Origin of the sequence: Cellvibrio chitinivorans, from assembly GCF_035117775.1 — a bacterium.
GTDB classification, from domain to species: domain Bacteria; phylum Pseudomonadota; class Gammaproteobacteria; order Pseudomonadales; family Cellvibrionaceae; genus Cellvibrio; species Cellvibrio chitinivorans.
Window position 1 is genome coordinate 16,946 of the sequence record NZ_JAYKKN010000001.1, and the last position, 15,355, is coordinate 32,300.

The following is a 15,355-nucleotide window of genomic DNA, read 5'->3' on the forward strand; positions in this document are numbered from 1 at the left end:
CAAAGGCCGCTTATGCGGCCTTTGTTGTTTTGGGCAATATCAGTCACCCATTTTCCAACCCGAGGTAATCGGGTAGCGGCGATCGCGGCCAAAGCCGCGCTGACTGATACGAATCCCAATCGGCGCTTGGCGGCGCTTGTATTCATTTACATCCACCAAGCGCACCACGCGCTCAACCTGTTCGCGGTTAAAACCTTCATTGATAATCGCCTCGGCGCTGTAGTCTTGCTCGACATACAACTCCAGAATACGGTCGAGGATTTCGTAAGGCGGCAGACTGTCTTCATCTTTTTGATCCGGCGCCAATTCGGCCGAGGGCGGACGGGTAATTACCGATTCAGGAATTACCCCACCCAAGGTGTTGCGATAGCGCGATAAGGCAAACACCAGGGTTTTAGGCACATCTTTGAGCGCATCAAAACCGCCGGCCATATCGCCGTAGAGCGTGGAGTAACCCACGGCCATTTCGCTCTTGTTACCGGTGGTCAGCACCAGATAACCTTTTTTGTTGGAGATCGCCATCAGCAATACTCCGCGGCAGCGCGCCTGCAGGTTTTCTTCGGTGGTATCGCGTTTGGTGCCCGCAAATTCGTCGCTGAGTGCGGCCATAAAGGCTTCATACATAGGCTCGATGCTGATTGAGCTGTAGCGCACGCCGAGGCGCGCAGCTTCATCCTCAGCATCGTTTTTACTCAGGTCGGATGTGTAACGAAACGGCATCATCACCGCTTCAACACGGTCAGCGCCCAACGCATCTACCGCCATCGCCAGCGTCAGTGCCGAGTCGATACCGCCAGACAAGCCCAGCACCACGCCTTTAAAGCGGTTTTTGTTGACGTAATCGCGCATGCCCAGCACCAGCGCTTGATAAACCGCCGCGAGATTATCGAGCAGCGCGGCGCAGGATTGTGGCGGCACAGTGACTTGTTGCTGATTCCACTCCAATCGAGCCGGAAACAGCCCCTCTTCAAATGAAGGTGCACGGAACTGAGTGATGCCATTGGCATCGATCATCACTGAGCCACCATCAAACACCAGCTCGTCCTGACCACCGAGCAGATTGGTGTAGACCACTGGCATCTGACCTTCTTGTGCGCGCTGGGCGATCACGGTTTCGCGCGTTTGCTGCTTACCCTGATGGTAGGGCGAGGCATTGAGATTGAACATCAGCTTGGCGCCCGCCGTTTTGGCTTGCGCCATAGGTTCGGCGAACCAGATGTCCTCACACACGCTCAGCGCGGTAGGGATTCCCTTGAGGTCAAACACGCAAGCTTTATCGCCCGCAGCGAAATAGCGCTTCTCATCAAATACCTGATAATTCGGCAGGCACTGTTTGGCGTATTCAGCGATCAACTGACCGTCACTAATCACACCGGCCATGTTGTACAAGCGTCCATCCTTCTGGCGCGGATAACCAACCACCAGCGCCATAGACAAGTTGGCAGCCATCAACTCCTGTAACGCGCGCTCGATACGCAGGTTCAAACTCGGGCGCAATAACAGGTCTTCCGGCGGATAACCCGTCAGTGTCAGTTCGGGAAACACAATTGCATCAACATCGCCTGCGGCCTGCGCTTCACGCGCGCACTGCAGCACCTTGGCGGTATTGCCGGGAATATCGCCGACAAGCGTATTTATTTGGGCGAGAATCAAGTGTAACGACGACATAGCATTCAAGGGATATGAAAGAGTGGCAGCAGCATTGCTGAAAATAAGTCTGGAATCGCAAGGTAGATGGCAGTATAAGCAACGCGAAAATGGCAAAATTGCCCGCACATCAAATTGCACAGCGCCTAGCCCATAAGAATTATAGGCTCAGGCGATTCAGACCCATGCGATTTAAACTCATGGGATTCAAACCCACAGGATTCAAACCCATAGGATTTAAACATAGGCGCGCATTGTCCGCGATCTACCCTTTTAAAGCCAAGCGGATTTTACCCGCCCGACCAAAAGGACACAGCAGAACACCATGACCTCCAACCTGCTCCACCAGCCGCAGAACTATAACCCCTACGATTTGCTGCGCGTTTATACCTATTACCGCACGCTGCTGGGCAGTGTGTTGTTGATGATGTTCCAACTCCAGTTTGCGCCCAAGGTGCTGGGTAACGACAACCCCGATCTGTTTTTCTACGCATCTATCAGCTACACCGCGATCAACTTTATGACGCTGATCGTGATGTGGCGACTCAAATATTCGCCCTCGCAGCGCAAACTTTTTGGCTCACTGTTAATCGATGTCATCGCGCTCAGCCTGTTAATGCACGCCAGCGGCGGCGCAGTGAGCGGTTTGGGTTATTTGTTGCTGATCGCGATTGCTGCAGGCGGCATCATGCTGCGCGAGCGCATCTCACTCTTTCTCGCAGCCATCACTACCATTGTGGTGATTAGCGAAGGCTGTTATCGCTTTATCTTTTTGGCGCAGGACAATAAAACCATCTTCGCCTCCGGCACGCTCAGTGCGCTCGCGTTTCTGACCGCGCTGCTGTTTCAACATCTCACCAAAAAGATTCGTCTCTCCTATGCCGAAGCCGAAGCTCAGGCCGCCCAAGCTGCGCATTTACAAAAACTGGCGCAGCTGATCGTCGAGAGAATGCGCACCGGTATTTTGGTGCTCAATAAAAATCAGGAGATAGAACTGTGCAATCAGGCGGCCTTAACCCTGCTTGGAACCACACAAGAGTCGGTCAAAAATCTGCATTTGGATCGCGTCCCCGAACTCTATAAAAAACACCAGTCATGGCAGCGCAATGCGAGTGACCACACGCCCTATCTAAAGCTGGAAAATAACAACATCACCGAAGCCAAAATTAATTTTGCGTATCTGGAGCCGGGACAGTCGCCCGATGTGTTGATTTTTTTGGAGGATGTTCGCTCCATCAACCAGCAAGCGCAGCAATTAAAACTGGCATCGCTAGGGCGATTGACCGCCAGCATCGCCCACGAAATTCGCAATCCACTCGGCGCTATCAGTCATGCAAGCCAATTGCTGGGCGAATCAGAGGCGCTCCCTGCGGGTGATCAACGCCTGCTGGATATCATCAACAATCACAGCAAACGGGTGAACCAGATTATTGAAAATATTTTGCAGCTCTCACGCCGACGCAGCGCAAAACCTACCCCCATTAATTTGCAGCAGTGGATTCCAACATTTGTCAGCGACTACAAAGCCAGCAAAAGTAATGGCGAAAAACTAACTATCCAAATCAAAGAAAAAAATATCGGCGAGCCGATGCACGACCACAGCAACACGAACTTCGCTGCAAAATTTGATACCAGCCAATTGCAGCAGGTACTCACTAATCTATTCGATAACGGCATTCGCTACGGCGCTAATCAAAGTGGCAAACCGGATTTGCGCATCGAAATTGGGCTGGACACCAATCAACAGCAACCCTACATCCGCGTGATAGACTACGGCCAAGGTATCAGCGCCGAAAACAGCAAGCATCTGTTCGAGCCATTTTTCACCACCGAAAACACCGGCTCTGGTTTGGGTTTATATATCTGCAAAGAATTGTGCGAGGCCAATCAGGCCATTATTTCTTACCAGCGTACCGAGCAAGGCGAAAGCTGTTTTCACTTGCAGTTAGCGCATCCGGAAAAAACATCTTAAGCCCAAAAAACATCTTAAGAATGGCTCAGGCGATTCAGGAACTCTTATGACTCAAAAACGTGTATTAATCATCGATGACGAACCGGATATCCGCGAGCTGCTGGAAATCACCTTGGGACGTATGCAAATTTGCACCGACAGCGCCGCCAGCGTCGCCAGCGCCAAACAACTGCTCGCGCAAAATCATTATGATTTGTGTTTGACCGACATGCATTTGCCCGACGGCAAAGGCTTGGAATTGGTGGAATTAATTCAGCAGCAATATCCGCAATTGCCCGTCGCAGTTATTACCGCCCACGGCAGTATCGATACCGCGATTGAATCCATGAAAGCCGGTGCGTTTGATTTTATTTCCAAGCCAGTGGATTTGCAGACGCTGCGCAAATTGGTGAATACCGCCATCGAATCCAGCCAGCTAAAACCGCAACCACTCGCGAAAACCACACCGATTATCGGCGAATCAAAAGCGATTCAGGATTTGATTCGCAGCATTGAAAAACTCGCCCGCTCACAGGCGCCCATTTATATCAGCGGTGAATCAGGTTCAGGTAAAGAATTGGTTGCGCATTCGATTCACGACCTTGGGCCGCGCGCACCTAAACCTTTTATCGCCGTCAACTGCGGTGCGATTCCACGCGAGCTGATGGAAAGCGAATTTTTCGGCCACAAAAAAGGGAGTTTCACTGGCGCGCATCAAGATAAAACCGGCTTGTTCCAAGCAGCGGAAGGCGGCACTTTATTTTTTGATGAAGTTGCTGATTTGCCGCTGGATATGCAAGTTAAATTATTGCGCGCAATTCAGGAAAAATCCGTGCGCCCGGTAGGCGCAGCTGATGAAATCGCCACCGATGTGCGCATCCTCTGCGCGACCCATAAAAATCTGGAGGTGGAAGTCAATGAAGGTCGCTTCCGGCAGGATTTATTTTATCGCCTGAACGTTATCCAATTGGCCGTTGCGCCGTTGCGTGAAAGACGCGAAGACATCGCCCTGCTCACCCAACATCTGTTACACAAACTCGCCACCGACATAGGTTTGCCCACCCCCAAACTTTCAGCAGAAGCACAGCGAATGCTCGACAACTATGCCTTTCCGGGCAACGTGCGCGAACTGGAAAATATTTTGGAGCGCGCCTTCACACTCTGCGATAGCAATCTGATTGAAGCGCAAGATTTGCAGTTGCGCGGCACTGATCAGCTCGACCAACTCGCCGACAAATCCTATTCCAACCGCACCACCAAACGAGCAAATAACAACAGCGTCGATTACCCCGCTCGCTGCGCCGAATATTCCTCACTCGATGAATACTTACAGGATGTAGAAAAAGAAATTCTCTGCCACGCATTGGAGCAGGCAAAGTGGAACAAAACCCTTGCAGCAAAACACTTGGGCATCAGTTTCAGATCCCTTCGTTATCGCCTGCAAAAATTGGGATTGGATGACGAATAACTTCACCAAAACCAGATGAACTTCCAATAAAAATGGCCTCATCGCGAGGCCATTTTTCATTGGAGCAAAATCAAACGTGTTTTGTTACCAGCATTTATCCGTGTTATTAACATTGGAACTGGAAAACGCCGCTCTGACTCCCAGCTGATTTAGTGTGAAACGCGCGCAATCACTATCACTGGCTTGCCGCCCACCAGCTACCGGAGTGGCTGTAAGCAAGTAGGTAGTTGCCGTCAAATCTGCCGCATCAGCCACTTTCACTACATAAAAGCCTTCAGTAGATGCTATTCCAGCCGCAGCCTTCACCGCATCAACAACAGCGCAAGTTCCATCTGCCGGGTTGTAGCGACCATGCGCGGTAAAGCAGCGCTGTAGCCGCTGGGCGACATCATTTAATACAACCTTGGCGTCAGAGCGATTGCTTTTCTGCACCTGTTTCAGATACGAGGGATAAGCTATACCAGCCAAAATGCCAATAATTGCCACACCAATCATCAACTCAACTAATGTAAAACCACGACCTGCGTTGCGCATAAAAGCCCCTTATTATTTAAGTTGCCGCCAAGACATGCGACCACGAGTTCCAGCACCAGCCTCACCCACAAATGCCTCAACACTACCACTTAACTCACTACCCAAAATAAATACTCTTTCGCCTGCCATGATGGGAATCAAATCACCCAAAATAGGATCTTGCAGCTCAATATTTGCGTTGTTAAGCAGAACATTAAGTCCAATAAATTTATCGCCCACACCAGTCAACTGCATCAACCAACCGCTGCCGCCATAATCACATTGATTCGGTGATGGAATAAACGTGTTCACAATAAGGCGATCAAAAAGTAGCAATGGTTTTACGATAACTCGCTCCCCCTTCGCTGCACTGGCTGCAGTACCAAATTTAAGATCAAGATACCAACCAGAGTAACGGCTCCAGTCCACCACGGGTATCTCTGTCGCAACAGGTGTTGCATCGGGAGAAACAGTACGAACCCCATTGGTTTCAGCGGTAATCGACTTTTGTAGCAGCGTTGTATTCCGGTTGGTGAGCGATATAGCATTGCCGGCATCTGCAATTGCATAAATGCTTTGCACCGCAGTACTGGAAATATCTGTCGTCTCGGAGTATTTACCAGTACCAAAATACACCATGACTGAAGGTGCGCGATTGCTGCCAGTACCCGCCATTTTGAGCGCATTTCTACCCAATGTCGGCGTGCCCGTTATCGGCTGTGCGGCTCCCGCAGAGTCTTTAACGGTGATAAGACCATCAGGATAGGAAAGCCCCCATCTATCAATAGAAGCATTGTCCAGATTAAACTTCCACATAGTGCCCTTGAGATCCCCTGCATAAGCATAAGTGGATATACCTTGCGAGTTAGGCAGTAGTGCAGTACCGGAAAGGCCATTACCGGTCGCAGTAGAAGTTGCTATGGATTTATAGGAAGAAGGGGTCTGAACATCTATCACAATTAACTTGGCGGTACCGCTATTACTTTCAGTGCCATTACTTAAAACGGCGACCCAACGATCACCGGCAGCAGGAGCAATTAGCATTTTGCCATTGCTGTAGCCCAGGTCATTGCTATAGGTCAATGAGGTATCACCAGCATGAATATCAAAAATCACTCGCGGTGTAGCGCCTCTCGCCAAGGTATCGGTGACATCCAATAAATAGGCTCCACGCCCTCCCGCACCTAAAGTACCTCCAACCAAAGTACGCCATTCTTTAGTGCCGTCACCGTTGCTATCAATATAGGCATCCTCCACGTACAGTGGGCCATCTACTGTGTATTTATGCTGATAATCGATATCAGTCAACGAAGCCAGCTTGGCATAGACACCACGCGGAATATAAGCAAAGAGCTCGGCACCTGTATCTGCATTAAACGCATGCATCATGCCGTCATTGGCACCCACAAAAATTGCTTTAGTACGGCTCGCTTTGGCTTGTACATAATCTTCATAAGTGGCAGCGCCATAGCTGGCCGGCAGTAGGTTGTAGCGCTGGCTGCCAGGCCCGGCATAAGCAGGGTCGGAGTTAACTATATCGCCCAATGGTTTACTGCGCTGACGCAAGCCAGTCTGGTCAGTGCCCATTAACCAATTAAAACGTTTTTGGGCATTATCGGTTGTAGATTCTGATGAAAGCTGTAAAGCCGATTTGAGCGCCGCTGCCGTACTGCCAGCCCAACCAGCAGAGTTCAAATTGACTACAGTTGAATCGCCCAGTGTATATATCCGGCGACCAGATGCGCCCGTCAGGGTTTGATCTGTATCCCATGAAGCACGGGTCGTATTAATAGTGCCGTTGGTGTTGAGAGGGTATGCGCGCATAGCGCCACTCCAGTCATCACTGTTAAATATTGCCTGATAAACCTTGGTTTCATCTTCCAGGCGAGTCGAGTTGGACGCAACGGTTGCCGATGAGCCTGATGCGCCAAAATCACTGAAGAAATTATCCAGTTCTTGTTCAAGCTTGCGTGGATCGGTTGCTTTAAAGTAAGACCCTACTTCTGTAATGGCAGCAATTTCTGCGGTTGTTAAAGTGTCCTCTTTATAGCCACCCCATTTAGCCGCGTAATACAAAGGTGGTTGTAATAAGGAACCGGTAGAGCTTCCTACCGTAAATGTTTTCGCCGCCGCCGCATCTCCTTCGTTGCAATTTGAACAGTCGCCGCCGGTATAACCACCAATACCGGATTGGACATGAAAGCCATCATTGTCTGTACCGCTAATGGTGTAGCCAAAACCCATATTGTTGGGGGTCGATGATGCAACCACATTGGTAGTGACAGTCACACCACCGGTGGATGTAACTGCATAATCAATAGTTCCCCACATATCCTGGTCGTAATCCCCACCGTGTTCGGTATCCTCCCAGTTCACGTAGAGCCGTCCAGAGTTGGTGGAATTAGTGAATGTTTGTTGCACAATTTTAAAATCGACGATTGCACAGTTGGCAGCGGGACTCGGGGTGGTATTACGGCAGGCGGGCAAAATAGTAACCTTAGCACCAGAGGTAGAACCTGGAACTGGCACCACCACGTTAGGAACCGATGCGGCCAGATTGACGCCATAGGTCATTACTTTTTCGCGATTAGCTGCAATACCAGCCGAGCGCGCTTTGTATGCCAAGCCAGCAATTTGATAACTACCCTCCAATCTTGGTGCATCAGGGCAAGCGCCTAATACACTGGATAAAGAGGCCACTTCTTTCGCTGTACACAGCTGGTTGCGATTAGTGCCATTATCACCGACAAAATAGCTATTCCCGTGAATCCCTTCAGCCGCGCCAACAATGTTGGTCGCATCACTAATAGTGCCTATAGTCGCTGGCGCATTGGTGAGATTATCAGCGTCAAACGAGGTCATAGAGGCATCAAACTGCAACACATTGATAGGGGCACAATAGTTACCGGTTGTTGTGGTAGAAATCGGGTCGGTCCAGGTTGCGACCCGATTCAATCCAGCAATATAGCTGGAGTCATCTGAGTCAAATTGCGGACTGCTAGCGCCACTCAAATAGCGCAGCGATTCAAGATAAATTTCGGCTTGAGGGTTACCCCAGTTAGTGCACTGGCCGTTAGCAAAACTGCTCGTCTCCCACTTACAACCATCACTGACAGAGGCACCGGGTGTATTCACTTCATGACGATCGTTGTGGTACAGCCCCTCACTGTAGCGATAACCGTAGATACGCAATAAATCCAGAGTCTTGATGATACTATTGCCATTGCTGGGCACCTGAAAAATACCGTTGGAGTTGATTTCATTACTAATTGAACTTGCACCTTTGCGTAACACTCCACCTGATTTATTTTTCCCGTAGGAGCCAGTCATTAACGCAAAATTTTGTGTGCCTCCATGAACCTGCAATAGCCCGCGCGGTTTTTGCGCCGTGGTGCGGTTGTACTCAAAGCACTTTTCATTATCGTGAGCCGCATCCATTGCCGTTAAGTTGCTGACACAAACCGCGACGCGCGCAACAAACTCCCCTGCCGCTGAGCCAGTGCCCAACTTATGGGCATCTATAGGGCTGTCCGAATAGGCGGGAATCAGACTCTCTGCTGCATTATTTTCATTTTTACCGTCGTCGCCTGAGAGCGTTGAGCCCCATCGACATTGGTAACGTTCATTACTGGCCCACAAGCTGTAATTTCCACGTGCGACACGCATTAACGGGCGAGCACCGACAGCGCTTGTCGCCGACTGTGAATGAGTGGCGGTACCGGGATCCGAGGTATTACAAATGGTGATGCCTGTAGTTTGTAGATCTGCAGAAATATCAGCAGAGAAAGGGGTGAGCTGCGGCAAATCAGCGCCACCATAATATTTTGCGAATGAGTGCGCATCGGTCGGAAGATACGCCCGCTCCAATACTGTCTCAGAAGTGGTATCAGTTGAGCGCATTCCGCCATATAGCATCTTGCGCACAGCATCCATACGCGTCATTGAGGCCCAGTTTAAAAAGTTGCCGCTCCACTGCACAGAGGTTCCGTCGTTACAGTATTTGTTAGCCGAAAAGGCCGCTGGATTAAATTGATTACTGGTGGTGTTGTAGGTGTAGCATTTATAGCTATCGAAGTAGCCGTAGTAGTCGAAACCATGAACATAGGTGGTATCGGGAGCACCATCCGGCTCTTTGCCGTAATTGGCATTCGCCGTATTATTAATGGTTGGGCGACTATCAGTAATATCCGAGAAGTCATCATAAAGTTTGAAATATAACTGATGATCGCGCGACATATTGAGCATGGTAACCGGCTTGACCTGTGCCACCAGAAACAACGGGCTCTGATGCGGCTCTGCTACAGCAACATGTGTGAAAGATAATGCTAAACCGCCGGCCAAGGTTGCAATCCAGGTTTTCGCCATAGCGTTATAAAACGATGTGGTAGTTAACATATAATCTCCAAAACACTCTGGATTAACGGGCAAATGTGGACTGTAAAACCACTTCAGCATCTGAGGTGATACCAAGCCCACGACTGGTTATCCGGTAGTACTCCGCATCCTGAGCTCTTTCTATACTTTCTTTGTCAACGCCACTACCTTGGCTAGCAGCAAGACCTGTCACAATAACTTTCTCTATTGCATAGCGCGGCTGTTCAACTGTTTCTCCAATGGTATCGGCATCCAGTTGCACGCTGTTAGCCCCCCATTGTTGAGCAGTCCAGGCTGTCGGACGAGGGCGAATAGCGCCAGGCTTATTCAAATCAGGCCAATAACCGACAACAGAACCAGAAAAACTGGGCAATACAGGTAAATTCAATAAGTCTTCACCTTCGCGTAAAGCTGCTTCAGATGCCTGAAAAGCAATATTACGATCGCGCATATTGCCCGCCATTCGTTCCTGCAAATCACTACCGCGAATCGACGCCAACCCGATAACGGTTAGGATTAACAGCAGAACCAAACCTACTACCAGAACTGCTCCGGTCTGCTGCTTGATTTCAATAAATTGCGACTTCATAAATATTTCCAGAAGAGATTTTAAAAAGATCGACTACGGATACCGACTGTTGAGCTAAACACTTGACGCAACCGTTTATCGACAGGGTTCGGAGTTACTCCGTCTACCCCTTCAAAGCTATAAGTTTGCGTTTCCGGTAGCACACCATCATCAATACTACTCACGAGTAGCTCAACCCGAAGGGCAACGACTTTTGCCCAGTCAGCCGCAGTAATTCCTGTCGCGGGCAAATAAGCATCCGGCACATAATCCTCATTGGTGTCCACACCATAGTTCACACTCATATCGTCCACGCCTTCAAGCAACTCGAGATTAACGCCATTATTGTTTTGCCAGAGGCTTGGGCGACCAGAAGTTCCAGTCGCAATAAAATAAGTAATGCTGGTCGCCATCAATAATTCTGCGCCAGGCTTAAAAGTTTCCTCATCACTACCAGAGTTGCCGCCCCAGCTAGTAACTGCATTGCCGGGCGTATAATTAGCACCACTGTGAACTACATTGGTGTCCCCTCCGCTAGCCGTTACGTTGGTTGCCTGAAAGACACGAGCTTTGGTGCAATCAGTTACCACTAAAATATCGCCCTGACACAAACCACTCACCCTATCTGATCCATCCGCACAAGCACCCGGCTCAGTACCTAAAAGGGTGACGAACACTTGTGCAGAATCATTGTTCCTATTGATTTGCACTCCCGAGCCATATGCCCCGCGCAATACAAATAAATCGGTACCAGCTTTCGGCAAGGGGCTCAGGCCATGGTTAGCGGGTAAGGTCGCTGCGGTATAACCCATAATGGCAGTACCGAAGTCATATTGATAATTACTACTGTTGTTCAATGTGTTGGTAACAGTCATCTCCGATGAGCGGGATGCACACCCCATGTAACCCGCCATACGAATATCACGAGCCAGAAAATCGATAGCCAAGCGCCCGGTTTCCTGTATGCGCGACAGCGCTTGCTGTGTTGTATAAACCGTTTTACTAGAGATAAACACTTGCAACACACCGGTGATTAAAATCAATCCCAAGGTGATGGCAATCATGAGCTCAATCAGTGATAAACCTTTCTGCTTCTTCATAGATCAGCTCTCAAATAACCGAGGTAAATTCAAATTCACTTGCTGCCTCTGTCGCTTGATCTTCATCCTCGTCATTGAATAACGAAGAATCTTTCCACTTGATAGAGACCGTGCAGATACGGGTGGCCTGCACACAGGCAATTTTCCCTTTTCCCTCCGGCAAATCTTTTTCCAAGCGCTCGCGCCATTCCGCAACATCCGCCGAAGCTACGGCATTTCCAGCAGGCTCCCCCTCATAATCAGCCGTGTACGCAGACAAACGATTATCTGCGTCCGTGCCCCGGTTGATACGCATACGATCCATGATGTCATAAGCATGGATATTCGCCTGGGAACGCATAAATGCGCTTTGATTAAACTGCAGTGATCGAGTCTGTAACGTCGACATCGCCAACAAAGACGTAGCGAGAATCAATACCGTGACTGCGACTTCAATAAGTGTTGCCCCTGACTGTGCACTTTTATTCAACATAATCATCGTCACCTATGGACATGCCTGTTTGGTGGTACTCAGCATGCCCGCCAGTCCCACCAGGATTTGGGTCGCAGCATCACCCTTGCAGTTATTCACGCGGGCAGTAAAACGGCGACCTTGTGTATCCAATCGAGCCAGAGTACCCGTGCTAGTGAAGCGAACAAAACTAATATTTGTTGAACTAACGCTTGTTTGCCCAGTCACCACGGCCAGAGGGTTAAGACCACTCCAATAACGAATAACAGTTCCAATGGTTACCGTAGCGGTATTATCTGCTGCTGCGTCATCAACAAATACCAACCAGCCCTTTGCCCAATTGTCAGCAGCCAAACAGGTGGCCCCATCACTGGATGCACAAATAGAGACACGTTTAGCGCGCTTAACGGCCTCGGCTCGAGCAAAATTCAGAGCACCCGCCAATTCAGTCCCCAATGCGCTGGAGCTGTTATTGCGCATCGTCTGGTTAAAGCTAGGGATAGCAATTCCAAGAACGATAGCAGCAACAGCCAAGGTGACCATAAGCTCAATGAGTGTAAACCCTTTTATTTTTCGCATTTCTTGCGCCTATAAACGATAAATACAGAGACAGGAAGCAAAGTTGTCACCCAAGATCAATTGACAACCTAGACAATAAATTGCGATCAAATTATATTCGTCACACCGTATCACACCCTGTTCAGCAGCTGTTCAGACGTGCGATATCCGGTCAACAAGGACGCATGAACGGCCGCACTTGGGCGGATCCGGTTAGCGACGCATTAACCCATGGAGGGCACCTACTATGAAATCGCAAGGTTTCACATTATTCGAACTCATGATTTGCACAGCGGTTTTGGCAATAACTCTCGGTCTAGCAATCCCCAGTTTATTCGAACAAATCAAAACTATTCGAACCAAGGTAGCAACGCATGAACTTCTGCGCGCTATTGAATCCGCTCGCACCCTCGCCGTGACTAGCAATAAGCGCTCAGTACTGCTCGCCAATCAGAATGACTGGGAGCAAGGCTGGGCTTTATTTATTGATTACAACAACGACGGAGTATTAAACGGTGAAGAAACACTAAAACAACAGAGAAAAGCGCTTAAAGATATAAAGATTCACGCTAATAGCCACGTGGAAGAGTACATCTCATTTATAGGCACAGGAGAAGGAAGAAAAATAGGAATAGAGAATGGGGGCGCATTTCAAGTGGGAACTATAAAAATCTGCCCCGAAACCTCAGGTAAAGGTTATGCCCTAATCCTGTCTCGCGGAGGCAGGACACGAATACAAAATCTGACACTCGCGGAGTGTGCTGAGGTCATCTAACAACCTCAGCACAAGTACCGCATTATTGCCGCAGGGCTTTGGGTAACGAGAAGCTGATATTTTCAGGTGTGCCATCCATTTCGACGGGAGCCTGTGCACCACAGGCTTTTAATTTATCGATCACTTGTTTCACCAATACTTCCGGCGCCGATGCACCAGCGGTAATTCCAATTGCAGTGCGATTTTTTAGCCACTCGGGGTTAATATCTTCCGGACCATCTATCAAATAACTTTCCGTCCCGCAGCGCTCTGCCAATTCACGTAAGCGATTAGAGTTTGATGAGTTGGGGGAGCCAACAACCAACACCAGTTCACACTCCAGTGCAAGTTGACGCACCGCATCCTGACGATTGGTGGTTGCGTAGCAAATATCATCTCTGCGCGGCCCCTGAATTTTAGGGAATTTATTACGCAGGGCTTCAATCACTTTTGCCGTGTCATCCATTGATAAAGTTGTTTGCGTTACATAAGCAAGGCTTTCTGGATCTTGCACCACCAACGCATCAACATCCGCCTCATCTTCCACCAAATAAATGGCACCGCCATTAGCAGCACTGTACTGCCCCATAGTACCTTCTACTTCCGGGTGACCTTCGTGTCCGATCAAAATGCACTCGCGCCCTTCACGACTGTAGCGAGTCACTTCAATATGCACTTTAGTAACTAATGGGCAGGTAGCATCAAACACTTGCAAGCCGCGATCTTCTGCCTCTTTGCGCACCGCTTGGGATACGCCGTGTGCACTGAAAATCAAAATTACGTTATCGGGAACCTGATCAACTTCATCGACAAAAACTGCGCCGCGCTCACGCAATGACTCCACTACGAACTTGTTGTGTACTACTTCATGGCGCACATAAATTGGAGCACCAAAAACATCGAGCGCACGATTGACAATATCGATTGCGCGATCAACGCCGGCACAAAAACCGCGCGGATTGGCGAGTTTAATTTGCGTCATGATCAATGCACCTGAACCGGTTCAATTTTAAGAATGGCCACTTCAAACAAAATATTTCGCCCTGCCAGTGGATGATTAAAATCTACCACTACAACTTCATCGTCAAAACTCTGCACGACTCCAGGTAATTCAGTTTTTTGCGCGTCAGCAAAAGACAACATCAAACCTTCACTTAATTCCATGTCCGGACTGAACTGGCTGCGGGCGATTTCCTGAATATTGTTTGGATTGCGTTGACCAAAACCATCTTCAGGCTTGATCACCACCGTTTTATGCTCACCCTCCAGCATGCCAAACAGTGCTTTTTCAAAACCTGGCAGCAAGTTGCCATCACCGACGGTAAAAGTCGCGGGATCGCGCTCAAAGTTGGAGTCAACCATGTCACCGTTTTCCAGCTGCAATGCAAAGTGCAGAGTAATTTTAGTGCCGGGACCAATTGCTAATTCACGCATCCGCTTTTTTCTCTTTACTGTTTTCTTTACTAAACAACATATCAATAATTAACACTGCGGCACCCAGAGTAATTGCAGAGTCAGCAAGGTTAAATGCTGGCCAGTAATTATCTTGATAATGCACCACAATAAAATCCACCACATGACCAAGCACAATTCGGTCATACAAATTGCCGATTGCACCGCCAAGGATAAACGCCAGCGCAAATGCTTCGCGTGGCTTATCTTTTGCGGTACGTGCAATCCACGCACTTAACAACACACTTGCAGCCAGCGCGATTACCGCAAAAAACCAGCGCTGCCAACCACCAGCATCGGCAAGAAAGCTGAACGCCGCGCCGGTGTTATAAGCCAAGGTGAAATTAAAAAATGAGGTAAACACCAAGGTTTCGCCGTATTCAAATGCGGCTTCGATGGCGTGTTTGCTAGCTTGATCCAAGGCAACAACGATTAAAGCTACCACATACCAAAACCAGGCTTTTTGATAAATTTTTAAAGACATAAATACTCACTTTTAATCCCCTCCCAACCTCCCCT

General features: G+C 49.0%; 13 protein-coding genes. 3 read left to right on the forward strand and 10 right to left on the reverse strand.

Translation table 11 applies throughout. The features are described from left to right. Positions 1-39: 39 nt before the first annotated feature. Positions 40-1,668, reverse strand: coding sequence for an NAD+ synthase (locus SPL68_RS00085; protein WP_323813022.1), 1,629 nt, complete (start codon positions 1,666-1,668; stop codon positions 40-42). A 304-nt stretch (positions 1,669-1,972) separates the two neighbouring features. On the opposite strand from SPL68_RS00085, the gene SPL68_RS00090 reads away from it, so the two are divergent. Both SPL68_RS00090 and SPL68_RS00095 read left to right on the forward strand, forming a co-directional pair. Next, positions 1,973-3,619: a sensor histidine kinase gene (locus SPL68_RS00090; RefSeq protein WP_323813023.1), complete on the forward strand. Its 1,647-nt coding sequence runs from the start codon at positions 1,973-1,975 to the stop codon at positions 3,617-3,619. A gap of 46 nt (positions 3,620-3,665) precedes the next feature. Further along, complete coding sequence (locus SPL68_RS00095) at positions 3,666-5,066, forward strand: sigma-54-dependent transcriptional regulator (RefSeq protein WP_323813024.1); 1,401 nt, start codon at positions 3,666-3,668, stop codon at positions 5,064-5,066. Positions 5,067-5,150: 84 nt separating this feature from the next. Here the strand turns inward: SPL68_RS00095 and SPL68_RS00100 are convergent, their stop codons facing one another. From SPL68_RS00100 to SPL68_RS00125, 6 genes are read right to left on the reverse strand one after another with little or no spacing between them, the layout of a single operon-like run. Further along, the gene (locus SPL68_RS00100) at positions 5,151-5,600 is read right to left on the reverse strand and encodes a type IV pilin protein (protein ID WP_323813025.1); all 450 of its coding nucleotides are present in this window, start codon (positions 5,598-5,600) and stop codon (positions 5,151-5,153) included. A gap of 12 nt (positions 5,601-5,612) precedes the next feature. Further along, a complete protein-coding gene (locus SPL68_RS00105) occupies positions 5,613-9,974 on the reverse strand; it encodes a pilus assembly protein (RefSeq protein WP_323813026.1) in 4,362 nt (1,453 codons plus the stop codon). A 22-nt stretch (positions 9,975-9,996) separates the two neighbouring features. Beyond that, on the reverse strand, positions 9,997-10,542 hold the full coding sequence (locus SPL68_RS00110) for a pilus assembly PilX family protein (protein ID WP_323813027.1): 546 nt from the start codon (positions 10,540-10,542) through the stop codon (positions 9,997-9,999). Between the two features lie 20 nt (positions 10,543-10,562). Then, positions 10,563-11,621: a PilW family protein gene (locus tag SPL68_RS00115; protein ID WP_323813028.1), complete on the reverse strand. Its 1,059-nt coding sequence runs from the start codon at positions 11,619-11,621 to the stop codon at positions 10,563-10,565. A 10-nt stretch (positions 11,622-11,631) separates the two neighbouring features. Then, on the reverse strand, positions 11,632-12,093 hold the full coding sequence (gene pilV / locus SPL68_RS00120; protein WP_323813029.1) for a type IV pilus modification protein PilV: 462 nt from the start codon (positions 12,091-12,093) through the stop codon (positions 11,632-11,634). A 12-nt stretch (positions 12,094-12,105) separates the two neighbouring features. Continuing rightward, a complete protein-coding gene (locus SPL68_RS00125; RefSeq protein ID WP_323813030.1) occupies positions 12,106-12,651 on the reverse strand; it encodes a GspH/FimT family pseudopilin in 546 nt (181 codons plus the stop codon). A gap of 226 nt (positions 12,652-12,877) precedes the next feature. Between SPL68_RS00125 and SPL68_RS00130 the strand changes: the two genes are divergently transcribed. Beyond that, positions 12,878-13,405 carry a GspH/FimT family pseudopilin gene (locus SPL68_RS00130; protein ID WP_323813031.1) on the forward strand — a complete coding sequence of 176 codons (528 nt, stop codon included), beginning with the start codon at positions 12,878-12,880 and terminating at the stop codon, positions 13,403-13,405. 22 nt (positions 13,406-13,427) lie between these two features. Here SPL68_RS00130 and ispH read toward each other — a convergent pair whose 3' ends face one another. Genes ispH through lspA form a run of 3 tightly spaced genes read right to left on the reverse strand, consistent with a single transcriptional unit; the run spans position 13,428 to position 15,320 of the window. Further along, entirely contained in the window at positions 13,428-14,366 is a 939-nt protein-coding gene (gene ispH / locus SPL68_RS00135; RefSeq protein WP_323813032.1) for a 4-hydroxy-3-methylbut-2-enyl diphosphate reductase, read from the reverse strand. 2 nt (positions 14,367-14,368) lie between these two features. Beyond that, positions 14,369-14,818: an FKBP-type peptidyl-prolyl cis-trans isomerase gene (locus SPL68_RS00140; protein WP_323813033.1), complete on the reverse strand. Its 450-nt coding sequence runs from the start codon at positions 14,816-14,818 to the stop codon at positions 14,369-14,371. Next, positions 14,811-15,320, reverse strand: coding sequence for a signal peptidase II (gene lspA, locus SPL68_RS00145; protein WP_323813034.1), 510 nt, complete (start codon positions 15,318-15,320; stop codon positions 14,811-14,813). The genes SPL68_RS00140 and lspA overlap by 8 nt, the downstream gene beginning before the upstream one ends. Between the last annotated feature and the right edge of the window lie 35 nt (positions 15,321-15,355).